Annotated in this window: 19 protein-coding genes and 1 tRNA gene; 4 read left to right on the top strand and 16 right to left on the bottom strand. The window is 61.8% G+C overall.

Annotated features, from left to right (window positions below):
* Positions 1-9 precede the first annotated feature (9 nt).
* The 6 genes from pqqB to ACEWE8_RS15245 all read right to left on the bottom strand — a co-directional run bounded on the left by pqqB (position 10) and on the right by ACEWE8_RS15245 (position 6,742).
* The gene (gene pqqB, locus ACEWE8_RS15270; RefSeq protein WP_046787559.1) at positions 10-921 is read right to left on the bottom strand and encodes a pyrroloquinoline quinone biosynthesis protein PqqB; all 912 of its coding nucleotides are present in this window, start codon (positions 919-921) and stop codon (positions 10-12) included.
* Between the two features lie 89 nt (positions 922-1,010).
* Positions 1,011-1,082, bottom strand: coding sequence for a pyrroloquinoline quinone precursor peptide PqqA (pqqA, locus tag ACEWE8_RS15265; protein WP_008365141.1), 72 nt, complete (start codon positions 1,080-1,082; stop codon positions 1,011-1,013).
* A gap of 168 nt (positions 1,083-1,250) precedes the next feature.
* Positions 1,251-3,533 carry a pyrroloquinoline quinone biosynthesis protein PqqF gene (pqqF, locus tag ACEWE8_RS15260; protein WP_046787560.1) on the bottom strand — a complete coding sequence of 761 codons (2,283 nt, stop codon included), beginning with the start codon at positions 3,531-3,533 and terminating at the stop codon, positions 1,251-1,253.
* A 65-nt stretch (positions 3,534-3,598) separates the two neighbouring features.
* A complete protein-coding gene (locus tag ACEWE8_RS15255; RefSeq protein WP_046787561.1) occupies positions 3,599-4,393 on the bottom strand; it encodes a carbon-nitrogen hydrolase family protein in 795 nt (264 codons plus the stop codon).
* Between the two features lie 14 nt (positions 4,394-4,407).
* Positions 4,408-6,090, bottom strand: coding sequence for an NAD(P)/FAD-dependent oxidoreductase (locus ACEWE8_RS15250; RefSeq protein ID WP_012316579.1), 1,683 nt, complete (start codon positions 6,088-6,090; stop codon positions 4,408-4,410).
* A 190-nt stretch (positions 6,091-6,280) separates the two neighbouring features.
* Positions 6,281-6,742, bottom strand: a complete 462-nt coding sequence (locus ACEWE8_RS15245) for an Lrp/AsnC family transcriptional regulator (RefSeq protein WP_046787562.1) — start codon at positions 6,740-6,742, stop codon at positions 6,281-6,283.
* A 124-nt stretch (positions 6,743-6,866) separates the two neighbouring features.
* On the opposite strand from ACEWE8_RS15245, the gene ACEWE8_RS15240 reads away from it, so the two are divergent.
* A complete protein-coding gene (locus tag ACEWE8_RS15240; RefSeq protein WP_046787563.1) occupies positions 6,867-7,424 on the top strand; it encodes a serine acetyltransferase in 558 nt (185 codons plus the stop codon).
* Between the two features lie 120 nt (positions 7,425-7,544).
* On the opposite strand, the gene ACEWE8_RS15235 is transcribed toward ACEWE8_RS15240, so the two are convergent.
* The 6 genes from ACEWE8_RS15235 to rpsU form a co-directional block, all read right to left on the bottom strand.
* The gene (locus ACEWE8_RS15235) at positions 7,545-8,684 is read right to left on the bottom strand and encodes a Fic family protein (RefSeq protein WP_046787564.1); all 1,140 of its coding nucleotides are present in this window, start codon (positions 8,682-8,684) and stop codon (positions 7,545-7,547) included.
* 269 nt (positions 8,685-8,953) lie between these two features.
* Positions 8,954-9,030 (bottom strand) — tRNA-Ile (locus tag ACEWE8_RS15230).
* A 16-nt stretch (positions 9,031-9,046) separates the two neighbouring features.
* On the bottom strand, positions 9,047-12,790 hold the full coding sequence (locus ACEWE8_RS15225; RefSeq protein ID WP_046787565.1) for an EAL domain-containing protein: 3,744 nt from the start codon (positions 12,788-12,790) through the stop codon (positions 9,047-9,049).
* 121 nt (positions 12,791-12,911) lie between these two features.
* Positions 12,912-14,762, bottom strand: coding sequence for an RNA polymerase sigma factor RpoD (gene rpoD, locus ACEWE8_RS15220; RefSeq protein WP_046787566.1), 1,851 nt, complete (start codon positions 14,760-14,762; stop codon positions 12,912-12,914).
* A gap of 67 nt (positions 14,763-14,829) precedes the next feature.
* Entirely contained in the window at positions 14,830-16,812 is a 1,983-nt protein-coding gene (dnaG, locus tag ACEWE8_RS15215; protein WP_046787567.1) for a DNA primase, read from the bottom strand.
* Positions 16,813-17,111: 299 nt separating this feature from the next.
* Positions 17,112-17,327 carry a 30S ribosomal protein S21 gene (rpsU, locus tag ACEWE8_RS15210; protein WP_003255575.1) on the bottom strand — a complete coding sequence of 72 codons (216 nt, stop codon included), beginning with the start codon at positions 17,325-17,327 and terminating at the stop codon, positions 17,112-17,114.
* A gap of 204 nt (positions 17,328-17,531) precedes the next feature.
* On the opposite strand from rpsU, the gene tsaD reads away from it, so the two are divergent.
* Positions 17,532-18,557: a tRNA (adenosine(37)-N6)-threonylcarbamoyltransferase complex transferase subunit TsaD gene (gene tsaD / locus ACEWE8_RS15205; protein ID WP_012316572.1), complete on the top strand. Its 1,026-nt coding sequence runs from the start codon at positions 17,532-17,534 to the stop codon at positions 18,555-18,557.
* Between the two features lie 16 nt (positions 18,558-18,573).
* Here tsaD and plsY read toward each other — a convergent pair whose 3' ends face one another.
* The gene (gene plsY / locus ACEWE8_RS15200; protein ID WP_012316571.1) at positions 18,574-19,143 is read right to left on the bottom strand and encodes a glycerol-3-phosphate 1-O-acyltransferase PlsY; all 570 of its coding nucleotides are present in this window, start codon (positions 19,141-19,143) and stop codon (positions 18,574-18,576) included.
* 74 nt (positions 19,144-19,217) lie between these two features.
* Between plsY and folB the strand changes: the two genes are divergently transcribed.
* Together folB and folK are read left to right on the top strand one after the other, a co-directional pair.
* On the top strand, positions 19,218-19,574 hold the full coding sequence (gene folB / locus ACEWE8_RS15195) for a dihydroneopterin aldolase (protein WP_009682799.1): 357 nt from the start codon (positions 19,218-19,220) through the stop codon (positions 19,572-19,574).
* The gene (gene folK / locus ACEWE8_RS15190) at positions 19,565-20,074 is read left to right on the top strand and encodes a 2-amino-4-hydroxy-6-hydroxymethyldihydropteridine diphosphokinase (RefSeq protein ID WP_395589322.1); all 510 of its coding nucleotides are present in this window, start codon (positions 19,565-19,567) and stop codon (positions 20,072-20,074) included. The genes folB and folK overlap by 10 nt, the downstream gene beginning before the upstream one ends.
* 59 nt (positions 20,075-20,133) lie before the next feature.
* Here the strand turns inward: folK and ACEWE8_RS15185 are convergent, their stop codons facing one another.
* From ACEWE8_RS15185 to ACEWE8_RS15175, 3 genes are read right to left on the bottom strand one after another with little or no spacing between them, the layout of a single operon-like run.
* The gene (locus ACEWE8_RS15185; protein ID WP_395589321.1) at positions 20,134-21,246 is read right to left on the bottom strand and encodes a multifunctional CCA addition/repair protein; all 1,113 of its coding nucleotides are present in this window, start codon (positions 21,244-21,246) and stop codon (positions 20,134-20,136) included.
* Between the two features lie 58 nt (positions 21,247-21,304).
* Positions 21,305-22,873 carry a SpoVR family protein gene (locus tag ACEWE8_RS15180; protein ID WP_046787570.1) on the bottom strand — a complete coding sequence of 523 codons (1,569 nt, stop codon included), beginning with the start codon at positions 22,871-22,873 and terminating at the stop codon, positions 21,305-21,307.
* The gene (locus tag ACEWE8_RS15175) at positions 22,870-24,141 is read right to left on the bottom strand and encodes a YeaH/YhbH family protein (RefSeq protein WP_012316567.1); all 1,272 of its coding nucleotides are present in this window, start codon (positions 24,139-24,141) and stop codon (positions 22,870-22,872) included. The genes ACEWE8_RS15180 and ACEWE8_RS15175 overlap by 4 nt, the downstream gene beginning before the upstream one ends.
* Positions 24,142-24,225 lie beyond the last annotated feature (84 nt).

Raw genomic sequence — 24,225 nt, 5'->3', positions numbered from 1 at the left:
CGGGCCTCCTTACAACTCGATGCTCATGCCGTCGAAGGCGACTTCCACACCGCGGCGCTGGACCTCGGCGCGTTCGGGGGAGTCTTCGTCCAGAATCGGGTTGGTGTTGTTGATGTGGATAAGTACCTTGCGCTGGCGTGGGAAACCGTCCAGCACCTCGAGCATGCCGCCGGGGCCGTTCTGCGCCAGGTGACCCATTTCGCGGCCAGTGCGGGTGCCGACGCCGCGGCGCTGCATTTCATCATCCTCCCACAGCGTGCCGTCGACCAGCAGGCAGTCAGCGCCGTGCATCATTGCCAGCAGCTTGTCGTCGACCTGGCCCAGGCCGGGCGCGTAGAACAGCTTGCCGCCGGTGCGGGTGTCTTCCACCAGCAGCCCCAGGTTGTCGCCCGGATGTGGGTCGAAGCGGTGCGGGGAGTAAGGCGGTGCGGCGCTGCGCAGCGGGAACGGAGTGAACCTGAGGTTGGGGCAGGCCGGGATGACAAAGCTGCCCTCGAGCTCGATGCGGTTCCACTGCAGGCCACCGTTCCAGTGGCTGAGCATGTTGAACAGCGGGAAGCCGGTGGTCAGGTCCTGATGGACCATGTCGGTGCACCAGACCTGATGCGGGCAGCCTTCGCGCAGGCTGAGCAGGCCGGTGGTGTGGTCGATCTGGCTGTCGAGCAGGACGATGGCGTTGATGCCAGTGTCGCGCAGGGCACGGGCCGGCTGCATTGGCGCGAAGGCCTGCAGTTGTGCACGGATGTCGGGTGAGGCGTTGCACAGGATCCAGTGCACACCGTCGTCGGACAGGGCTATCGACGACTGGGTGCGTGCCGTGGCGCGCAGGCTGCCATCGCGATAGCCCTTGCAGTTGGCGCAGTTGCAGTTCCACTGCGGGAAGCCACCGCCGGCGGCGGAACCGAGAATCTGGATGTACATGGTTGCTCTCTATCCGAACTGTGCGAAGAACCGTAGCCGAAAAAACGACAACGCCCCGGCTGGCCGAGGCGTTGAAACGCAGGCAGTGCTTAGCGGCTTGCGAAGTACATGGTCACTTCGAAGCCGATACGCAGGTCAGTGTATGCAGGTTTGGTCCACATGGTTTTGCTCCTTCCGGGTTAGGGTAGAGGGTTCAGCTATTTGTTTGGCGTCGCCTCGCGCCGAAGGTTCCGGCGGCTGAGATAGCGTTATCTTACAAGAAAATCTTGTACCGAAAGGTTAATTCTTCGAAAAGCGCCCTTGCGGTATACGTAACAATTGACCCCGGATCAGTGCCAGGCCCCCGCTGGCGCAGGCCCATTGGCCAGGCAGAGCAAGGGTGAATCGGCTGCGAGCAAGCGGCCCAGCAAATCGTCCAGATGCGCCTGTTGCGTCTTCAGGATAGCCACGCGTAACGCGGGCAGATCGCCGGGTAGTGTAGCCAAGTGTGTCTGCCATGCCCAATCTGCAAGCTCCGCGTTGGCCATGGCTGGCTCGTCGAACTGCGCCGCCAACCTTTGCCGTGCAGCAGCGTCGAGACATACACCTTGGCGCAGGAGGGTGAGCAGGTGACCGAGGATCTCGGCGTGGGTGGCACGGGGCGATTGCACGCCGAACAGCAGCCCACCGATGCCCTCGACCTGACGAAAGGTACTGAATACCGCGTAACCCAGCTGCAATTCCACCCGTAGCCTTTGGTACACGGGCCCTTGCAGCAACTGGGCGAGAAGCCGGCCGCAGGCTTGCTGATGGTCAGGCACGGGGCAAAAAAGCAACAGTGCGGGTTCGCTGCCCGGCACCTTGGCGTGATGCCAGCGGCGGCCCTGCCAGTCGGGCGGCGGTACCGGCATGCCAAACTGCCCGGGGCAGCCTTGCAATGCTGCGCTCAGGGCTTGCAGGGCGGTTGCGTCGAACCCCACAGCCAGGCCATGCCATCGGCTGTGCTGCCATGCATCGTCGAGTGCCTGTTGATTGAGCGCGCGGGTTGCTTCGGGCGTTGGCACTGCGCCGGTGAGTGCATCTGGCAGTTGGTTGAGCAGGGCCCTGATCGGGATCAGCAAGGGGGGCTGTTGTGTCGCAGGCTCCCAGTCAGCGGGCGAACGCAAGCACGCCATCGCGAGTTCGACGGCCCTCGTGACCGCTGCGGGCAGGCCAATGCAACGCAGCTGCCAATTTTCGCCTGCGGCACTGAACTGCAGTTGCAACGCGGCACGCTCGCATCGCGCCTGTAGCGGCTGCAGGGCGCGTTCGAGCACGGCGTGCAAGCCCTGGCGCAGGGCCGAAGGCACTTGCCAGCGCAGGTGAACTGCCCCGTGTTGGCGTGCCGCCGGCAGTTGCTCACTGACCGTCAGCGCTGCAGGCAATTGAGGCGCCTGCGTTGGGGGCAAGCCGGTAAACAGCAAAGGCTCGGGTGCTGGCAGCTGCCATTGCCCATGCTTGCGCGATGGCAGGCCTTCGAGCAGTGCCTGAAGTGCGCAGAGTGCTTGTGCATCAAGTGCCGCCAATGGCTGGCCTGCGCTGTCACGGCGGGCCAACTCGAGGGGGCTGGCGTTGCGTTCGCGGCTCTGTTGCAGAAGGCCGAATTCGGCGTTCAGGTGCGCCGGGCCGGATTGCCGGATAAAGCCGAACCATCCGTGCAGCAGGGCGTGTACTTCCTCTGCACAGGCGTCTGCGCTGAGTTCGAGCTCGATGTGCCAGAGCATCTGCCCGGCGAAGGCATACAGCATTTCAGCCTTGAAAGATTGCAGCCAGCTACGTTGGCGCAGTGCATCCAGCCAGGTGCCCGGCCTGCTGTCGCTCAAACCGGCAATCAGCAACTCCAATGCTCGTTCGCCACCAGGGGGCAGGTTTTCATGGGTGAATACCAGGGCTGTGTTCGTGTTCGACAGGGCAGGTGGTGGTGTTTGTGGCGTGCGTTCGCCGAAGGCAAACAAACCAGCGTAGTGCCTGCCAAGCTGTTCGAGCTCATCCAGCGGTTGCGGCCCACACAGGCTCAAGGTGATCTGGCCACCGTGGTAGTAGCGTTGATGGAAATCTGTGAGGGCCCGCTGAAAGGCGGGATCCTGCAACGCCAGGGTATACCGGTTGCCAGCATGAAAACCGCCTAGCGGATGGCCAGCCGACACTGATTGCAGCAGGGCAAAATCCTTCTGGGCCTTAGGGTTGCGCGACCAGGCGATGAATTCGGCATGGATCACTTCACGCTCGCGGCGCTGGCGTTCGCTACCCAGGTCGGGTTCGGCGAGCATCTGGCAAAGGCGCTCCAGCCCGCCGGCCAAGGCTGCGGGCGGGACTTCAAAGAAGAAATCGGTGGTGCGTTCGCGGGTGCTGGCGTTGACCTGCCCGCCGAGGGTCTGGACGTAGCGCATCAGGCCGTCATCCAAGGCGAATCGAGGAGTGCCGAGGAAGAACAGATGCTCGAGAAAGTGCGCGAGCCCAGGCCATTTTGCCGGGGCATCGTGGCTGCCCGCGTGGACCCTCAGCGCAGCAGCCGAGCGCTTGAGCCGCGGGGCATGGCGCAGGGTGAGCTGCAGGCCGTTGGCTAATACGAGGTGGCGAGTGGCATCAGGCATGGGGGCTCCGGGGTAAGCACTCATGCTAACAAATTAGTTGGCCTGACCGCCGACAGAGGCTGTTCTCAGCCTCGCCGCAGATGCAATTCCTGGCGCAGATCTGCGAGGTAAGGAAACGCTTTGCGCCCCTGCACCACCTGTTCATGTTCCAGTTGTGCCAGCAGCTGGCACTCATCCCGACCGGCCATGGCCAGCAGGCTGCCATCCGGCCCGATGATGCTGCTCTGGCCGCAGTACTGGATCTCGCCCTCGGCCCCGCAATAGTTGGCATACACCAGGTAGCACTGGTTTTCCTGGGCCCGGGAGCGCACGGTCACCTGGCAGACAAAATCATACGGGGTCATGTTTGCGGTCGGCACCAGGATCAGCTCAGCGCCATCCAGCGCCAAGCGCCGGGCATTCTCCGGAAACTCGATGTCGTAGCAGATCAGCAGCCCCACCTTCCAGCCCTCCAGCTCGACCACCGGAAAGTGGTCGGCACCGGGGCTGAACATGGCGCGGTCCAGCTCACCGAACAGGTGCGTCTTGCGGTAATTGCACAGGCTGCGGCCATGGGCGTCGATCAGTTGCACGCTGTTGTAGATCGCGCCATCGTCAGTGCGCTCGGGGTAGCCGTATACGATGGCGATGCGATGCGCCTGGGCGATCTCCACCACCTCCATGGCCGACGGGCCATCATCGGCCTCTGCCAGGCGTTCTACCTGTGCCAACCCGATGTTATAGCCGCTCAGGAACATCTCCGGACACACCAGCAACTGCGCGCCGCGCTCGGCCGCCAACTGCGCCTGGTGGCGCAGCCGTTGCAGGTTGCCGGGCACGTCCAGCGGGTTGGGCGTGCCCTGGAACAGAGCGATGCGCATGCTGCCTCCTTGTCTCAGTCTGCCAGGGCGATCGGCCCGATCTCGTCGAACACGTCGCCTGGGCCTGGATTGTCCGGATGGGTCTGGCCACCGAAGTGGTTCATGATACCCCACACCGCATTCAGCGAAGTCTGCACTGCCCCCTCGACCCAGGCCGGGGTCCACGACACGTCATCGCCGGCAATGAACATCCCGCGCTGCTCCATTGGCATGTCCTGCTGCATGAAGTGCGCGTACATCCGTTGGTTGTAGCGATAATGGCCAGGCAGTGCGCCCTTGAAGGCACCGAGGAAGTGCGGGTCGGCCTCCCAGGAAATGGTGATCGGGTCGCCGATGATATGCCCGGCGATATCGGTCTTGGGGTAGATCTTCTTCAGTGCATCCAGGGCCAGTTGCACGCGTTTCTCCACTGGGTGCGGGAGCATCTTCAGGGCGTCGCTCATCCAGGCGTAGGACAGGCAGATCACGCCGGGCTTGTCGTCGCCGTTATCGAACAGGTAGGTGCCGCGGGTCAGCCGATCAGTGAGGGTCATGCTCATCAGGTCGCGGCCGGTTTGCGGGTCTTTGTCCTTCCAGAACGGCCGGTCGACCATGACGAAGGTTTTCGACGACTGCATGTAGCGGGTACGGTCCAGGGCCATCCACATCTTTTGCGAGAACAGTGACTCTTCACAGTCGATCTGGGTGGTCAGCAGCCAGCTCTGGCAGGTGGCGAGCACGGCGCCGTAGTGGCGGGTGTCGCCCCAGTTGTCGGTGACGGCCAGGCGCCCGTCGGCTGCGCGGGCGATGCGCTTTACCCCGGTGCGTGGTGCGCCGCCATGCAGCGCGCTCAGGCTGGTGCCCTCGGGCCAGTGGGCGCAGCGCTCCGGTACATGGCGCCAGATGCCCTGCGGTACCTGCTCCACACCGCCGACGATCAGGTGCTGGTGGTCGTCGCAGTTGGTCATCACCACACGGAAGATTTCCAGCATCGAGTTGGGGAAGTCCGAGTCCCAGCCGCCTGTGCCGAAGCCGACCTGGCCGAACACCTCACGGTGCTGGAAGCTCAGTTGGGCGAACGAGCGCGAGGTGGCGACGAAGTCGTAGAAGGTGCGGTCGTCCCACAGCGGTACCAGCTTGTTCCACAGCGCTTTGAGGCGCGGAACATCGCGATCGCGGATCGCCTGCTGGATATCGGCGAACTGCGCGCCGCTTTCCAGTGCGTCGGCCCAGGCATCGGCTACCTCGTGGAACAGTTTGGGCAAATCGCTGACTTTTTCGGCGTAGTAGGTCTGGCCTTCCAGGTCGATCACCGTGCTGCCGGATGCCGGTGTCAGCGGGTTGGGGAAGGGCTTGGTTTCCAGGCCCAGCTTGTCCACATAGTGGTAGAAGGCGGTGGAGGACACCGGAAAGCGCATGCCGCCGAGCTCGGCGATGACCCCGTCGGTGCCGTTGAAGGCCTGCGAGCGCAGTCGGCCACCCATTTTCGAGGCCTCGTACACCACAGGCTTGAGCCCCAGCTTCATCAGCTCGTAGGCCGCCACCAGGCCTGCGATGCCGGCACCGACGATAGCGACTTCCTCACCGTGGCGATCAGCCGGAATGCTGCCCAGCCCAGCCGGGTGCTCCAGCCAGTCGTCGAAGCCGAACGGGAAGTCCGGGCCGAAGATGGTGATGGGTTTCTTGCCGTCGGCCGGGTGGCGGTTTTTCTTGTTCATTGCAGTGACCTTGCCAGAGCGGCTGCGCAGGGGCGGAGCCTGAGTATAGGAGATGCCTGGTGGTCATTTTAGGGAGCGGGGGGTTCGTAATTAAGATGCAAAACGCCGTCGTATTGGCTTTATTTTCGTCATAACGACATGGCTATAAATACTTGTGACGATTTTTGCTCTGCAACTGTACCGCTGTCATCTAGACGGGCTGGCCGCGGTCCACTTTGCTGCTGAGGATGATCGAGGTGGTGGTCTTCTCCACGCCCTCGACGCTGCCGATCTGGTCCAGCAGCTGGTCCAGTTGTTCTGGCGAATCGCTGCGCAGCCACGCTACGTAATCGAACTCGCCGCTGACCGCGCACAATTGCTGCACTTGCCCCATGGCAGCCAGGCGCCGCACCACGTCCTTGCCGGAGCGCGGTTGCACCTTGATCCCGACATAGGCTTGCAGGCCGCCATCGACCAGGCGCTGGCCCAGGCGCACGCCATACCCGGTGATGACTTTTCCCTTCTCCAGCCGCGCCAGGCGCGAGTTGACGGTGGTGCGAGCGATACCCAGATGGCGGGCAAGGGTGGCGACGCTTTCGCGGGCATTGATCTGCAGCAGGGCGATCAGTTGGTGATCGATTTCATCGAGGGCGATTGGGCGGGGATTCGACATGGCGAGTCTCTACAGTGGGCTTGCTAGCCTAGCCACGCAGCGCCAATCAGGGCAAGGCAAAGTGCTGCTGCGTGGCTGACTTAATTGCGGCATGATGATTGGCAGACTTTAGTGGACCCACCGTGTGAACTTCGAAACTTTGCTGGAATGCTGGCGGCAGGAAGTCTCCAACAAGAAAAAGCCCGGGCGCCGTACCAGCCTGTTCTTCAACGTGCTGCGACGTGCGCGCAAGGACAACAAGCTGCGCTTTCTTTTCGCCTACCGCCTGGCGCAGTACCTTGATGCCCGCGGCGGCCTGAGCAGGCGGTACGCCCGCGGCATGCAGCAGCGACTCAATCTCAAGTACGCCGTGGATATCGACATCGGCGCGCAAATAGCTCCCGGCCTTCGTATCGCCCATCTGCCAGGCGTGGTGATCACCCGCCACGCAAGCATCGGGCGTAACTTTTTCATACGGCAGAATTGCTCGGTCGGGATCAAGACCCTTGGCCTGGACCATTACTCGCTGTGCATAGGCGAGAACGTCAGCCTCGGTGCCAATAGCTGCATCGTTGCTGACCACATCAGCATCGGCAACAACGTGGTCATTGGGGCCATGTCTCTGGTGACCCGAGACATTCCTCCCGATAGCACCTTCTACAACCCGCGCCAGCGGAATCTACAGCCACGGCAGGATTCTTGAGAGCCTGAAAATGAAGAAAGCCGCGCAATCGCGCGGCTTTCTTGTATCGGGTGTCCACACGGACTCGAACTGGCGTAATGGCAGGATCGTGTCGCGTTGCGCTGTTTTGTCGCTGCGAGGTCAGCCTTGAGCGTTTTCCGGGTGCTGTAGCTGGTAGCGCGTGCTGCGCCCGCCGCCGGGCAGTCGGGCAAGGCAGCCCTTCTCGACAAGATCGCTCAGGTGGCGCGTGGCGGTGGCTTTCGAGACCTTGGCCACGGCCTGGTATTGCGCGGCGCTGATGCCGTTCTCGAAATCTCTCTCGCCGCCATCGAGCAGGCGGTTAAGCACTTTGACCTGCTCGGCAGATAAGGCTTGGTTGCGGTGAGCCTGCCAGAAGCGCGCCTTGGCCAGCACGCGGTCTATACGAGCAAGGGCTTGCTCCAGACTCTTGAGCAGCGTTGCGAGGAACCATTGCAGCCAGGCGGTGATATCCAGCGTGCCCTTCTGGCTGGCCTCCAGGATGCGGTAATAGCCGGCACGATCGTCGAGGATGCTAGCCGACATGGCGTAAAAGCGGATAGCCTGCTGTTCGCCCTGAGCCAAAGCCAAGTCGGTGATGGCGCGTGTAAGACGACCATTGCCGTCATCGAATGGGTGCAGGGTAACGAACCAGAAGTGCGCAATGCCGGCACGCAAGAATGGGTCGAGGCTCGCATCGCTGCGGCTGCTCTGGAACCAGGCAAAGAAGTCGTCCAGTTGCGCTTCCAGCCCGGCGCGAGGTGGGGCCTCGAAATGTACGGTAGGGCGCTCGAGACGACCGGAAACTACCTGCATGGGCTCTTCGCCGCGCAGCATGCCGACGCGTAGCGGGCGGGCCATCAAGTGGTCATCGCTGGGGAACAGCCAAGCATGCCAGGCGAACAGCCGCTGCAGAACGAGCGGCTGCTGATAGGCGCGGGTGGCATCGAGCAGCAGTTGCGCCAGGCCTTCGGATCGAGAGGTGGTGCGACCTTCCTCGTTCAGCCCCAGGCGCCGCGCCAGCGACGAGCGTACCGAGCCGACATTCAGCTGCTCACACTCGATGGCGGATGAAGTGACGATATTCTGCAGTAGGGCATCCAGGCTGCTCTGCACTTGCGTGTCACTACTTACAGCTCCCAGCATCCCGAGCAAGCGGCCTTGAGCCTGGCCGCAAGCGCGCAGCAGCGGGGCAAGTGCATCGGCTTGCCAGCTAAAGTGCGCCCAGTTGGGCTGCTGCCAGATCCAGAGCGGTTCATTCATGGAGGGGTGCTCTTTTTTGAGCCGATTAACGAGCTTATTCGGCTCATTTGGTGAGCCGATAATGCCGGCTATTCGGCTCCCTGTCCAACTCCACTAGTGTCAGGAACTCAGAATACAAGCCTCATTTGTGGTGGTGTTGTCAGCGGCGGGGGGCGTTCTTCCTCAGCAGGCAAGCGCCGATCTTGGGGATCTTTACCCTTGGGCCGTAGGATCGGTGTAGCTGTTTTCCTGCAGACATGAAAAAGCCGCGCAATGCGCGGCTTTGAGTTTGGTGGGCCCACACGGACTCGAACCGTGGACCAAAGGATTATGAGTCCTCTGCTCTAACCAACTGAGCTATAGGCCCTCAGTAAGTGCCCGGATTATAACGAGGGTTTCGAAAGCGTGCCATCCGAAAGATCGGTTAGTGCTATGCGAAGAAACGCCGCTGCAAAATCATCTGGTGGCAGCGGCAGGCTGACGATATAGCCCTGGATCTGTTCACAACCTTCGGCGGCCAGGAACCGTTGCTGCGCCTGGTTCTCCACGCCTTCGGCAATGATGGTCAACTGCATGCTGCGCCCCAGCGCGATGATGGCGCGGGCGATGGCTGCATCGTGCGGGTCGTCCGGCAAGCCGCGGATGAACGACTTGTCGATCTTGAGGATGTCCAGTGGCAGGCGCTTGAGGTAGCTCAGGGATGAGTAACCGGTGCCGAAATCATCGATTGCCAATTGCACACCCAGCTGCTTTAGCTGGTGCAGCACGGCCAGGGCTTCTTCGGCCTGGCTCATGATGAAGTTTTCGGTAATTTCCAGCTGCAGGTCGCCTGCCTTCAGTTGGTAGGTCTTGAGCAACTGCTCAATGCGCTTGGCCAGGCCATGGTGGCGCAGCTGCGCCCCGGCGAGGTTTATCGACAGCGGGCCGAAGGCTTGGTAGTGCTTCTTCCAATGGTGCATCTGCCGGCAGGCCTGCTCCAGCACCCAGTCGCCGAGCTGCAGGATGGTGCCATTCTCTTCGGCGAGGTGGATGAAGTGCTCTGGTGGCACCTCGCCAAAGCTGGGGTGGCTCCAGCGGATCAGCGCTTCGGCGCCAACCAGGGTCTGGGTCTTGAGGCTGAACTTGGGCTGGTAGCACAGGCTCATTTCGTTGCGTTCTATGGCGCGGCGCAGCTCGTGCTCCAGGGCAATACGTTCGCTGGCCTGGGCTGTGAGGTCACGGGTGTAGGCTTCGACGCGGTTGCGGCCTTTGGCCTTGGAGCGGTACATGGCGGCGTCGGCGTTGCGGATCAGTGTGGCGACGTCGGTGCCGTCCTGGGGATAGAGGCTGATGCCGATACTCGCGCTGGTGAAAAACTCGTGTTCGCCGGCCTGGAAGGGGGCGCTGAAGCAGGACAGCAGTTTGTTGGCGATGGCACTGGCGTCACTGGGTTTGTGCAGGCCGGGCAGCAGGATGATGAACTCGTCGCCACCCAGGCGCGCCACGGTGTCGACGTCGCGCACTTGCTCCTTGAGACGCTGGGCGATGCCCTTGAGCAGCAGGTCGCCGACCGGATGGCCGAGGCTGTCGTTGATGTGCTTGAAGCGATCAAGGTCAAGGAACAGCACAGCGCCCTGGCGGTTGGAGGCTTGCGGGCAGGTGAGCGCGGCCTGCAGGCGGTTTTCGAACAGCGCGCGGTTGGGCAGGCCGGTGAGCGGGTCGTGGTGAGCCTGGTAGTCGAGCTTGGCCTGAGCGTGCTTGAGGCTGGAGATGTCGGCAAACACGGCGACAAAGTGGGTGATCTCGCGGTCGCTATTGCGCACCGCGCTGATGGTCAGCCAGCCCGGGTAAAGTTCGCCATTTTTGCGTTTGTTGTAAATCTCGCCCTGCCAATGGCCTTCGGCTGTGAGCTGATGCCACATGGCGGCGTAAAAGGCGCTGTCATGCTGACCGGAGGCAAGCAGGCGCGGAGTCTGGCCCAGGGCTTCGGTCTCGTTGTAGCCGGTGATTTCGCTGAACGCACGGTTTACCGCGCTGATGCGCTGGTCGATATCGGTGATCAGCACGCCTTCGGCGGTGTTTTCGAACACGGTGGCGGCCAGTTGCAGTTTTTCCTGCATCAGGTGGCGCTCGGTGATGTCGCGGGCGATGGTCAGCATGCAGTCGACGCCGGCAATCGGCAGTGGCCGTGCGGACAGCTCGCAAAGGCGTATCTGCCCGTCGCTGCGGCGGATATGGCAGCTGAAATCGCGCACAAAACCATCGTGGGAGAGTTGAGCGATCAGGCGTTTACGTTCGTTGAGGTCGACCCAGATGCCCAGGTCGAAAGACGTCTGGTCCAGGGCAGGATCGAGGTCATAGCCGGTCAGCCGGCAGAAGCCCTCGTTGACCTCGATCAGCAGGCCATCGCTCTGGCGCGACAGCAGCAGGCCGTCCGGAGACGCGTGGAAGGCCTTGGCGAATTTCTCTTCGGAGGTTTGCAGTTGCTGCTGGGTTTCTTTCAGTTGGCTGATGTCGCGAACCGCCACGACGAAAGCCAGGGTGCCATCCAGCTCGAAGGTTTCGGCAGAGGTCAGGCCCGTGAACAATTGGCCATTGCTGCGACGGAAGCTCATTTCCAGGTTGCGGATACCTCCCTGGTGCAGGCGCTCGAGCAGCAATGGCCCGGCACCTTGCGCACCCCACAGGTTCAGCTCTGTAGCGGTGCGGCCGACCACCTGACCTGGGGTCAGGCCGATCTGCTCCTCGAAAGCTTCGTTGACCTCCAGCAGGCACCCATCACTGTGGCGCGCAATCAACAGGATGTCGGGGCATTGCTGGAATACCGAAGCGAACTTCTGCTCCGACAGGCGCAGGGCGTCTTCAGTGCGCTTGGTTTCGCTGATGTCGATCATCAGCCCGCGCATCACAGGCCGGTGGCCATGCTCGATCATGCTGACGATGTTGCGCACCCAGAGTGAATGGCCATCGGCACGCATCACCCTGTAATCGAGGCTGTGGTCGCGCCCGGCTGCTGTTTCACTTTCGCAGTAGGCCTGGGCCCAGAGTGCGTCCTCCGGGTGCAGGATGCTGCGCCAGAAACCTGGTTTGAGCCATTCATGCAAAGGGTAGCCAAGCAGGTCTTCGGCATGGGGTGAGACGTAGCTATAGGTGAAGTCATTGGCGTCAGCTTCCCAGGCGATGGCTGAGAGGCTTTCGATCAGCCCGCGGTAGTGGTATTCGCTGCTGCGCAGTTCCTGTTCCAGGGCAATGCGCCTGGATATTTCCGAGCTGAGGCGGCGGTTGATGCGGATCACCACGGCCAGGATGGCGATCAGCAAAAGGACGCCGGGCAGGCCGTACATGAGCATGTCATTCCAGAACGTGCGTTGATCGACCACATTGCCGACCCAGCGTTGCTGGATCTGCCTGATCTCGTCACTCGACATGTCGGCCATGACCTTGTCGAGGATGCCGACCAGGACCTTCTTGTCGCGCGGTGCGGCCATGGCCAGCTGATAGCGATAGGGCGTTTCGCCGCTGACATAAAGGCCGTCCAGCTTGAGCTGGCGCAGGCTCCAGATGCTCGAGGCGAGGTCACCGACCACAGCATCCACCTCATCGGTGGCCAGTGCCTGCAAGGTCGAGCTGACATTAGGCATGGCGACCAGGTTGAGATCTGGATGGTGGGTACGCAGCAGTTCGTGTGGAGCGTAATTCTCCACCACAGCGATTTTCAGGCCGTACAGGTCCTTCAGTGTGCGGGGTTGCTGGCCGCCTTCATGGGCCAGGATGACGATGGGGAAATCCAGATAAGGGCGTGTGAAAGCCAGGAAGCCCTGGCGTTCGGGGGTTGACATGACGCCGGGTAAAAGGTCGATGCGGCTTTCGCGCGCCTGTTCAAGTACCTCGGTCCAGGTGCTGGGTTCGACCGGCTTGAATGCCACACCCAGACGGTCCTGGAGCATGGCGATGTAATCGGCGGCCAATCCCTGGTACCGGCCTTGCTGGTCACGAAATTCGAACGGTGGCCAGGAGGCGTCGACGCCCAGCTTCAACTGCGGGTGGGCAGCGAGCCAGGTTTTTTCCTCGTCTGTCAGGGTCAGGGCGCCGGCCGTTGTGTTCCACAGGATCAGGAGCAGCAACAGAATGGCCGGCATTGGCGGCATGGCAGCCTCGCATTCAGGTGGTCTGAATTCGAGTGTAGACGGGCAATCGCCGCGAAGGGTAGCTACTTGCCACGACCTTTTGTCACATAAGAAAAACCCCGGCCTGGGCCGGGGTTTTTCATCACTCGTCGAGGAAGGATCGCAGGTGCTCGCTGCGCGTCGGGTGGCGCAATTTGCGCAACGCCTTCGCTTCGATCTGACGGATCCGTTCACGGGTCACGTCGAACTGCTTGCCCACTTCTTCGAGGGTGTGGTCGGTGTTCATGTCGATACCGAAACGCATGCGCAGCACCTTGGCTTCGCGTGCGGTCAGGCCCGAAAGCACGTCGCGGGTCGCTTCCTTGAGGCTTTCGACCGTGGCCACGTCGATCGGGGACTGCATGGTCGAGTCCTCGATGAAGTCGCCCAGGTGCGAATCTTCATCGTCACCGATCGGGGTTTCCATGGAGATCGGCTCTTTGGCGATCTTCAAGACCTTGCGGATCTTGTCCTCAGGCATCTCCATGCGCTCACCGAGCTCTTCCGGGGTCGGTTCGCGACCCATTTCCTGCAGCATCTGCCGGGAAATACGGTTGAGCTTGTTGATCGTCTCGATCATGTGCACCGGGATACGAATGGTGCGTGCCTGGTCGGCGATCGAGCGGGTAATCGCCTGACGAATCCACCAGGTGGCGTAGGTCGAGAACTTGTAACCGCGACGGTATTCGAACTTGTCCACCGCTTTCATCAGGCCGATGTTGCCTTCCTGAATCAGGTCGAGGAACTGCAGGCCGCGGTTGGTGTACTTCTTGGCGATGGAAATCACCAGACGCAGGTTCGCCTCGACCATTTCTTTCTTGGCGCGGCGAGCCTTGGCCTCACCGATGGACATGCGGCGGTTGATGTCCTTGATCTCGGCAACGGTCAGGCCGGTCTCGGTCTCAAGGTCGATCAACTTTTGCTGGCAGGCGACGATGGCGGCGTCCTTTTCACCCAGGGCAGCAGCCCATTTGGTGTTGCGCTTGGCCAGGTCACCGCTCCAGGTCTGGTCGGTCTCGTTGCTCGGGAACAGGCGCAGGAAGTCGGCACGCGGCATGCGCGCATCACGTACGCACAGTTGCATGATGGCACGCTCTTGCTGACGCAGGCGGGCCAGGGCATCACGAACGCGCTCGACCAGTACCTCGAACTGCTTGGGCACCAGCTTGATCGGCATGAACAGATCGGCCAGGGCCTGCATTGCACCGATGCTCTCGGCGTGGCTGCGGCCATGCTTTTTCAGCACCTTGAGGGTGATGGCGAGCTGATCCGATACCGCGCCGAAACGCTGGGCTGCAACGACTGGGTCCGGACCGCTCTCGGTCTCTTCCTCATCGTCACTGCTATCGTCGCTTTCTTCCTCGTCGTCGGCCTCTTCCTTCGTGGCAGCGGCCTTGGCGCCAGGGATCGGCACTTCTTCGGTCGGAGCGGCGATATTGTCGTCAGGGTCGATGTAACCGCTGAGAACATCGGACAGACGGCCACCTTCGGTGGTGACGCGGTCGTATTCACCGAGGATGTAGTCAACTGTGCCCGGGAAGTGGGCAATAGCGCCCATCACTTCACGGATGCCTTCCTCGATACGCTTGGCGATTTCGATTTCGCCTTCGCGGGTCAGGAGCTCGACCGTACCCATTTCGCGCATGTACATGCGCACTGGGTCGGTCGTGCGGCCGATATCGGTTTCAACGGCCGCCAACGCAGCAGCGGCTTCTTCGGCCGCGGCTTCGTCGGTGTCGGCTTCCGCCAACAGAAGGGCATCCGCATCCGGAGCACTCTCGAATACGTTGATCCCCATGTCGTTGATCATGCGGATGATGTCTTCCACCTGTTCAGGATCTGAAATATCCTCAGGCAGGTGGTCGTTGACCTCCGCGTAAGTCAGGTAGCCCTGCTCACGACCGCGGGTGATCAATTCTTTGATACGAGACTGCTGTTGCGCTTTTCCGGACATAACACCCTATCCACTGAAGGTCTTGGCGGGCAAAAAACAAGCCGAGGATTATACCCGAGCATGGGCCTCACGCGCCAGATGAGGTCGGCGTTTGTGCGGGAACATTCCGGCTCAGCAGGGCGAGAAGCTGAGATTTTTCCTCGCTGCTCAACTCGCTTTGACGTGCTTTCCTGAGCAGATGTTCCAGGCTGCGCTCGCGTTGGCGGGCGGACAAGCTAGTTATAGTGTCGAAAAACTGTTGTTCAAGGTTGTCGGCCACGATCAGCCATTCCTTTTCTGCCAGGGCCCGCAGCAAGCGGCCCTGTTCAGTGCCGTGCCAGCGTGCGATCAGCTGCATTGAGCTTAGCCCAGGATTTTTCTGCGCGGCCTCGATCAGCGCCACCAGCAACTGGCTGTAGAGATGCTCTTCGTCGGCAAAGTGGCTGGCGTCCTCGACTTTGCCGGCCAGCAACGGGTGGTGCAGCAGCGTGCGCAAGGCCGCCAGGGTCGGGGGTTCCACCGGTGCCGGCGTGCGTGGCGGCGCTTCATCGCGCTGCTGCCACGGCTTGCCTCCCTTGCGGTTCTTGTCCCAGGGCTTGTCGCTCCACGGCTTCTTGCCGCCCCCCTTGTTCGGCTTCCACTGCTGCTCCTGCTGCGCCGGGGCGTAGTCGTGTTGCGGCATGTCGCCATAGTCGGGGGTGTAGCTGGCCATGGCGTCGTAGTCGTAGCCAGGGTCATAGTCCGGCACGCTGTTGGCGGCAGGCGCCTGCTGGGCCAACTGCTCGACCTGCTGTGGATCGAGGCCGGTAATTTCCTTCAGGCGATTGCGCATCAGCTGGCGCAGGTTGGCGCCGGGGATTTTTTCGATCAACGGTGCAGCCAGGGTCGCCATGTGCGCCTTGCCTTCAAGCGAGCGCGGGTCGGCCTCGACGCTCAGTTGCTCGAAGAAATAGTCGGCCAGCGGCTGGGCGTGCTGGTTGATGCGCGCCATGAAGGCATCGGTGCCCTCTGCGCGTACCAGGCTGTCCGGGTCTTCGCCTTCAGGCAGGAACAGGAAGCGCGCACGGCGCCCGTCCTGCAGTGCCGAGAGGGTCGACTCCAGGGCGCGCCAGGCGGCCTTGCGCCCGGCCTGGTCGCCGTCGAAGCAGAACAGTACGCTGGGCACCACGCGAAACAGGCGCTTGAGGTGTTCTTCGCTGGTGGCGGTGCCGAGTGTGGCTACGGCGTTGCGCAGGCCTTGCTGGGCCAGGGCGATGACATCCATGTAACCCTCGACGACGATGATCTCGTCGAGGTTGCGGTTGTGCTTGCGCGCCTCATACAGCCCGTAAAGTTCCTGGCCCTTATGGAATACCGGGGTCTCCGGGGAGTTGAGGTACTTGGGCTTGTCGTCGCCCAGAACGCGGCCGCCAAAGGCGATGATGCGCCCGCGGCTGTCGCGTATCGGGAACATCACCCGGTCGCGGAAGCGGTCGTAGCGTTTGCCGCTTTCGGCGTTTTCGATCAGCAGGCCGGCGTCGATCATCACCTTCTGTTGCAGGGTGTCCGCGCCGAGGTGCTTGAGCAGGTTGTCCCAGCCAGGTGGTGCGAACCCCAGGCCGAAGTCGCGGGCAATTTCGCCCGACAGGCCGCGGCCCTTGAGGTAGTCCACTGCGGCTTTGCGGGTCGGGTGGCTGCGCAGGGCCTGGCGGTAGAATTCCGAGGCTGCATCCAGCAGCGGGTAAAGCGGCGAGTCTGTAGGCTGTCGCGGCTTCTGGCCGCGACGGCCTTCCTCGCGGGGCACTTCCATGCCTGCGGCACGGGCCAGTTCCTCGACGGCCTGGGGGAAGTCCAGGTTGTCGTGGTCCATGACGAAGCCCAGGGCGTTGCCGCCTGCGCCGCAACCGAAGCAGTAATAGAACTGCTTGTCCGGGCTGACCGTGAAGGACGGGGTTTTCTCTTTGTGGAACGGGCAACAGGCAGAGTAGTTCTTGCCGGCCTTTTTCAGCTGGACGCGCGAACTCACCACGTCGACGATGTCGAGGCGGTTGATCAGGTCGTCAATGAAGCTTTGGGGAATCAGCCCGGCCATGGCAGTCTCGTCATCTGGCAACTGGCAAGTCTAAACGCTAGCGCGCCGTTAGGGGCAAGAGCTGCTAGGGGATGTGCGAGGGAATGTGTGCTCGTCGGTAGCCTCCAGGTAACCAGGGGCTCGTCAGTGAGGACGTGCACGACTGGTCGAAACCAGCTCTGACGTTTTGATGCGCTTTGCCCATTGCAGGTTGCGATGGACGCCTTGAACTAGCTGCTCAAGGTTGAAACAAACCGCTGCCATCGGCCCGGCGGTGAGCCGGGCAGGGCAGAAGCTTTGCGTAGAACGGCTGTACTGTATTAGTACAGACGAACGGCGCGGCGCTGTTCGCGCTGAACTTTCTTGGCGTGACGCTTAACAGCAGCAGCTGCTTTACGCTTACGCTCGGCGGTCGGCTTCTCGTAAAACTCGCGGCTACGAACTTCAGCCAGTACACCGGCTTTTTCGCAGGAGCGCTTGAAACGACGCAGAGCTACGTCGAAGGGTTCGTTCTCTTTAACTTTGACGGCTGGCATCCAGGGCTACCTTAATTCATTACCGGGGTAGACGTGCTCCTGGCAAAACAAAGGTGTGCTGGAGAACGTCGGTTTTCAAGGGTTGCGGATGTTAACCCTTAGCAAGCCGGAATGCAAAGCCTCTGATCGAAAACCGCTGGTCGGCACCCGGCACGGGGACTATCATGCGCGGCTTCGAAATCAGCCCCCACAAGGGACGAGCCCATGCTAGTACTGGGATTGGAAACATCCTGCGACGAAACCGGCGTCGCATTATACGACAGCGAACGCGGTTTGTTGGCCGACGCGCTGTTCAGCCAGATCGACCTGCACCGCGTGTTTGGCGGGGTGGTACCCGAGCTTGCCTCACGGGACCACGTCAAGCGCATGCTGCCCCTGATCCGCCAGGTGCTGGACGAGGCGGGCTGCGTGGCCACCGAGATCGACGCCATTGCCTACACCGCAGGCCCTGGCCTGGTCGGAGCGCTGCTGGTGGGTGCGTCCTGCGCCCAGGCTCTGGCTTTCGCATGGGATATTCCGGCGATCGGCGTGCACCATATGGAAGGCCATCTGTTGGCGCCCATGCTTGAGGAAAATCCTCCGCAGTTTCCGTTCGTCGCTTTGTTGGTGTCTGGGGGGCATACCCAGCTGGTTCGGGTCGATGGCATCGGTCAGTACGAGTTGCTGGGCGAGAGCCTGGATGACGCTGCTGGCGAAGCGTTCGACAAGACTGCCAAGCTGATCGGCCTCAATTACCCGGGTGGCCCGGAAATCGCTCGCCTGGCAGAACGGGGCGTACCGGGGCGTTTTGTGTTCCCGCGGCCGATGACCGACCGTCCGGGCCTGGCGTTCAGCTTCAGTGGCCTGAAGACCTTTGCCCTGAACACTTGGCAGCAGTGCCGCGATGCTGGTGACGACAACGAGCAAACCCGTTGCGACGTGTCCCTGGCGTTCCAGCAGGCTGTGGTGGAGACTCTGACCATCAAGTGCAAGCGCGCACTGAAGCAGACCGGCCTCAAGCGTCTGGTGATTGCCGGTGGCGTGAGCGCCAACAAGGCATTGCGTGCCTCCCTCGAGGACATGCTCGGCAGTATCAAAGGCAACGTGTACTACGCGCGTCCCCAGTTCTGTACCGACAACGGCGCGATGATCGCCTATGCCGGTTGCCAGCGGCTGTTGGCCGGGCAGCAGCAGGACCTGGCGATCAGCGTGCAGGCGCGCTGGCCGATGGAGCAGTTGCCACCGTTGTAAGCCGCTTGCGTGTGCGTCAGAAGTGGCGTTCGCGCCCGGCGAACAGGTCGCGCAGGTTATTGCGGTGGCGCCAGACGATCATCACGGTCAGCACGCTGATCGGCAGCAGGGCCGCTGGCTCGCGCCAGGCCAGCAGTGGCAGGGTCAGCGGTGTGGCGATCAGCGCGGCCAGCGAGCTGGTGCGGGTGAGGTAGAACGTCAGCAGCCAGGCGGCGATGGCCAGTAGCGCGGCGGGGAAGTACAGGCCCATGAGCATGCCGGCCGCCGTGGCCACGCCCTTGCCGCCCTGGAAACGGAAGTACACTGGGAACAGGTGGCCGAGCACCGCGCAGACGCCTACCCAGGCCTGCTCTTGCAGGTCGAGCCCGGCCAGGCGTGCCAGCATTACGGGCAGCAAGCCCTTGCACAGGTCGCCAAGCAGGGTCAGGATCGCCATTTTGCGGCCCGCCAGGCGTAGCATGTTGGTGGCGCCGGCATTGCCCGAACCGCAGGAGCGCGGGTCCGGGCTGCCCGAAAGGCGGCTGAGGACGATGGCGAAGGACAGCGAGCCGAGCAGGTAGGCGAGCAGCGCCAGTAACCAAAACATGCTAACTATTCCGGGCGAGGACGCCTTGATTCTAACGGCGCCAGTCGCCCTTGTCGTGCTGTGGAGAGAAGTGCTTGGACAGAGTGTTCATCGAAGGCCTGGAAGTCGATACCGTCATCGGTGCCTATGACTGGGAACGGGATATTCGCCAGTGCCTGCGCCTGGACCTGAGTTTCGCCTGGGACAATCGCCCGGCAGCGGCTGGCGATGATCTGAACCTGGCGTTGGACTATGCCAGTGTTTCGGCGCGTATCCAGGCCTTTGCCGAGCAGGCGCGTTTCGAACTGGTGGAGACGTTCGCCGAACGGCTGGTCGCGGCCCTGATGGAAGAGTTCCACATCCCTTGGGTGCGGCTCAAGCTGACCAAGCCGGGTGCGGTCCCTGCGGCCCGAGGCGGTGTTGGCGTGGAGATCGAGCGCGGATGTCTCTGAGCACGGTTTACCTGGGCCTGGGCAGCAACATCGATCGCCATGCGCACCTGTGCGCAGGGCTCGATGCATTGGCGGCGATCCTCTGTGACATGCGTTGTTCTCCGGCGTTCGAAAGCCAGGCTGTGGGGATCAAGAGCGGCCCATTCATCAACTTCGTGGTGACGGGCAAGACCGACCTTGGGTTGATGGAGCTGGACCGCCGGGTCAAGTTCATCGAGGCTGACAATGGCCGCTACGCGCCCGACCGCAAGGGCCTGCCGCTGGATATCGATGTGCTGATGTATGACGATCTGCATGGCACGTTCGATGGGCTGGTGTTGCCCAGGGCCGAGATTCTGAAGAACGCGTTCGTGCTATGGCCGTTGGCGCTGCTGGCGCCTGAGCTGGTGCATCCGGGAGAGGGTAAGAGCATGGCCCGGTTGTGGCAGGAGGCCAATATCGACCAGGTGCTGGCTCCGGTCGCGTTTGAATGGCGCGGTTTGCAGCTTACCAGCGTCTGAGCCGGGGTGATCGCTGCTCGTACTGGCCCCTTTGCGGGTAGGTACGAGCAGTCGGGCGATCAGTTTTCGGCATTGGCCTTGTAGGCCTTCAGTGCCTCCAGGCGCTGATGCTTCAGCGCCTCCCCCAATGTCTGCCCGGTCAGCCCTGCTTCCACCAGGGGCTTCGCCTCTACCGCCCTGGCGGCCGCTGCCGTTGCGCGCAGGTAATCCGCCTGTGGATAAGCCTGTGCGCTTCCTTGGGCAACCATTTGGCACACGGAAATGAAATCCTCGAAGCGTTGTGGTCGCCGATACACGTCGAACTTCTGAAGCAATGCCAGCATGTCTTCTGGCTCCAGCTGCAAGGCCCTGTGGCCGTTGCTGGCGCATTCACCCACCAGCATGGCCAGTTCCTGGCATTCACGCGGCGCCTTGAAGCGCTGGTTGAGCGCTTTGATCGAAGCTGGCTCCAGGCTATGCAGCAGGCAGGCCCAGCGAATGTGCAGTGGCTGATGATGTTTGGCTGCTTGCGTCAGTGCCGCCAGCGAAGCTGCATCTCCCTCAAGCTCAGGCATCAGTTGTTTCAGTGCTGCACAGTCGCTCAACACGTTGATGAACACCTGTGGCTCGTCTTCCATCAGCGCTCGCTCGATCTCTTTCCAGCTGCGTTCAGCCGTCAGCGCCTGCAGTTCGCCAGAAGTCGCGATCTGCTTCATCAGCTCCAGTGTTTCATCGGCGACCCTGAACCCCAACGGCGCATAGCGTGCGGCAAAGCGGGCAACACGCAGTACGCGCAAGGGGTCTTCGGCGAATGCCGGGGACACATGGCGCAGAAGGCGTTGCTCAAGATCGGCCCGACCGTGAAAGGGGTCCAGAACGTTCCCCTGATCATCCTCGGCCATGGCATTGATGGTGAGGTCGCGACGGATCAGGTCTTCTTCGAGGGTCACCTCGGGGCTGGCGTGGAAGGTAAAACCGCCATACCCGCGCCCGCTCTTGCGCTCGGTACGCGCCAGGGCATATTCCTCGCCCGTCTTGGGGTGCAGGAAAACCGGGAAGTCAGCGCCAACCGGGCGAAAGCCCTTGGCGTGCATTTCTTCGACGCTGGCACCCACCACCAGCCAATCGATGTCACTGACCGGGCGCCCGAGCAGGCGGTCGCGCACGGCGCCGCCGACTTTGTAGATTTGCATGTGCAGCCTCCATTACTGCCCACAGGATACCCTGTCGGCAGCAATGGTGGTGTGCAGGCTAGAGGTGATGGATGACGGCCAGGTCCATGCGGCCGTAGTCGCCGGCTTCGCCATGCTCGCCACGCGGTGGCATGTGGTGGGTCTTGACCACTTGATCGCCTTGCACGGTTTCCAGGTGGATGTCGAAGCCCCAAAGGCGGTGCAGGTGCTTGAGCACCTCCTCGGTGGAGTCACCCAGCGGTTTGCGGTTGTGTTGCTGGTGGCGCAAGGTCAGGGAGCGGTCGCCGCGGCGGTCGATACTCCAGATCTGTACGTTGGGTTCGCGGTTGCCCAGGTTGTACTGGGCCGCGAGTTGCTCGCGTATCGCCCGGTAGCCAGCTTCGTCATGGATCGCAGGCACCAGCAGGTCGTCGCGCTGGTCGTCATCCAGGATGCTGAACAGCTTGAGGTCGCGGATCACTTTGGGAGACAGGTACTGCAGGATGAAGCTCTCATCCTTGAAGCTGCTCATGGCGAATTTGATGGTCGACAGCCAATCACTGCCGGCAATGTCCGGGAACCAGCGGCGATCTTCCTCGGTAGGGTTTTCGCACATGCGGCGGATGTCGGTGTACATGGCGAAACCCAGGGCATAAGGGTTGATGCCGCTGTAATAAGGGCTGTCGAAGCCGGGCTGGAACACCACACTGGTGTGCGACTGAAGAAATTCCATGATGAAGCCGTCGGTTACCAGGCCTTCGTCGTACAGGTCGTTCATCAGGGTGTAGTGCCAGAAGGTCGCCCAGCCTTCGTTCATGACCTGCGTCTGGCGTTGGGGGTAGAAGTACTGCGCGATCTTACGCACGATACGCACTACTTCGCGCTGCCAAGGCTCGAGTAGCGGGGCGTGTTTTTCGATGAAGTAAAGGATGTTTTCCTGCGGTTCGGCGGGGAAGCGCGCATCATCGCGGTCGCCGCCTTTCTCTGCGCCTTTGGGAATGGTGCGCCACAGGTCGTTGATCTGGCGTTGCAGGTGCTCCTCGCGCTCCTTCTGGCGGCGCCGCTCCTCCTCGGCGGAGATCGGGTAGGGGCGTTTGTAGCGGTCCACGCCGTAGTTCATCAAGGCGTGGCAGGAGTCGATCAGGTCTTCGACAGCATCGATGCCGTGGCGCTCTTCGCACTGGGCGATGTACTGCTTGGCGAACACCAGGTAGTCGATGATCGAACTGGCATCGGTCCATGTGCGGAACAGGTAATTGCCTTTGAAGAAACTGTTGTGGCCATAGCAGGCGTGGGCAATCACCAGTGCCTGCATGCACATGGTGTTTTCTTCCATCAGGTAGGCGATGCAGGGGTCGGAGTTGATCACGATCTCGTAGGCCAGGCCCATCTGGCCGCGGCTATAGGACTTCTCGGTGCTGAGGAACTGTTTACCGTAGGACCAGTGGTGATAGCCCAGCGGCATGCCGACGGAGGCATACGCGTCCATCATCTGCTCGGCTGTGATCACTTCGATCTGATTGGGGTAGGTGTCCAGGGCATAACGTTCGGCCAAACGGCTGATTTCCCGATCGTAGGTCTGGATCAGCTCGAACGTCCACTCGGACCCGGTGGAAATGGGTTGGCGTCTCTGTTCTCTGGCGCTCATGTGGCTAACCTGCGCTGGAAGAGTTCACGGAAGACCGGGTAAATGTCACCGGCCGAAACCAACTGCTGCTGGGCGAACGTGTCGGGGAAAGCTTCGCCGATACGCTCGTATTCGTACCACAGCGCCTGATGCTCGCGGGGGGTGATCTCCACGTAAGTGTAGTACTGCACGTGCGGCATGATCTGTTTGGAAAGGATCTCACGGCAGATGGGCGAGTCGTCGTTCCAGTTGTCGCCGTCGGAAGCCTGGGCGGCATAAATGTTCCAGTCACTGGCCGGGTAACGTTCGGCCATGATCTCCTGCATCATCTTGAGTGCACTGGAAACGATGGTGCCGCCGGTCTCGCGGGAATAGAAGAACTCTTCTTCGTCTACTTCGCGGGCACTGGTGTGGTGGCGGATGAACACCACCTCGATGCGGTCATAGTTGCGCTTGAGGAACAGGTACAACAGGATGAAGAACCGCTTGGCGATGTCCTTGGTGGCCTGGGTCATCGAGCCGGACACGTCCATCAGGCAGAACATCACGGCCTTGGAACTGGGGTTGGGCTGCTTGACCAGCAGGTTGTACTTGAGGTCGAAGGTATCCAGGAACGGCAGGCGGTTGATACGGGCCTTGAGCCGCTCGATCTCTTGCTCGACCTCCTGGATGTCGGTGAAGTTGTCGGGCTCCTCGACTTTCAACCGGGCCAGTTCCTTCTGCGCCTCGCGCAGCAGTGCGCGGCTGCTGCCGGTCAAGGCGATACGCCGGGCATGGGCCGAGCGCAGGGTGCGCACGATATTGATGCGCGACGGGTTGCCTTCGTTGGCGATACCGGCGCGCACGGTCTTGAAGGTGTCGGCACCGGTCAGGTGGCGTTTGACCAGGTTGGGCAGCTCGAGGTCTTCGAACATGAACTCGAGGAACTCTTCCTGGGTGATCTGGAAGACGAAGTCGTCCATGCCCTCGCCGGAGTTGCCTGCCTTGCCGCGGCCACCACCGCCGCCACCGCCCTGCGGCCGGGCGATATGTTCGCCAGCAGTGAATTCCTTGTTGCCCGGATGCACGATGGTCTGCTTGCCGCCGCGGCCATGGTGCAGCACCGGTTCGTCGATATCACGTCCCGGGATGCTGATCTGCTCGCCGTGCTCCATGTCCATGATGGAGCGACGGCTTACGGCCTCTTCGACGGCTTTTTTGATGTGTTCACGGTAGCGCCGCAAGAAACGCTGGCGGTTGACCGTGCTCTTGTTCTTGCCGTTCAGGCGTCGGTCGATAACGTAGCTCATGGTCCCTCCGGTGACTGGATGCAGCTGCAACTGCAAGCCACAAGCTTCAAGCCACAAGCTTCAAGAAAGAGCAGCCAGCGCTGC

The organism is Pseudomonas sp. TR47, from assembly GCF_044143025.1.
In the GTDB taxonomy this organism is placed as follows: domain Bacteria; phylum Pseudomonadota; class Gammaproteobacteria; order Pseudomonadales; family Pseudomonadaceae; genus Aquipseudomonas; species Aquipseudomonas putida_E.
The sequence above is the reverse complement of the archived record's forward strand: the minus strand, read 5'-3'. Positions and strand labels throughout refer to the sequence as shown.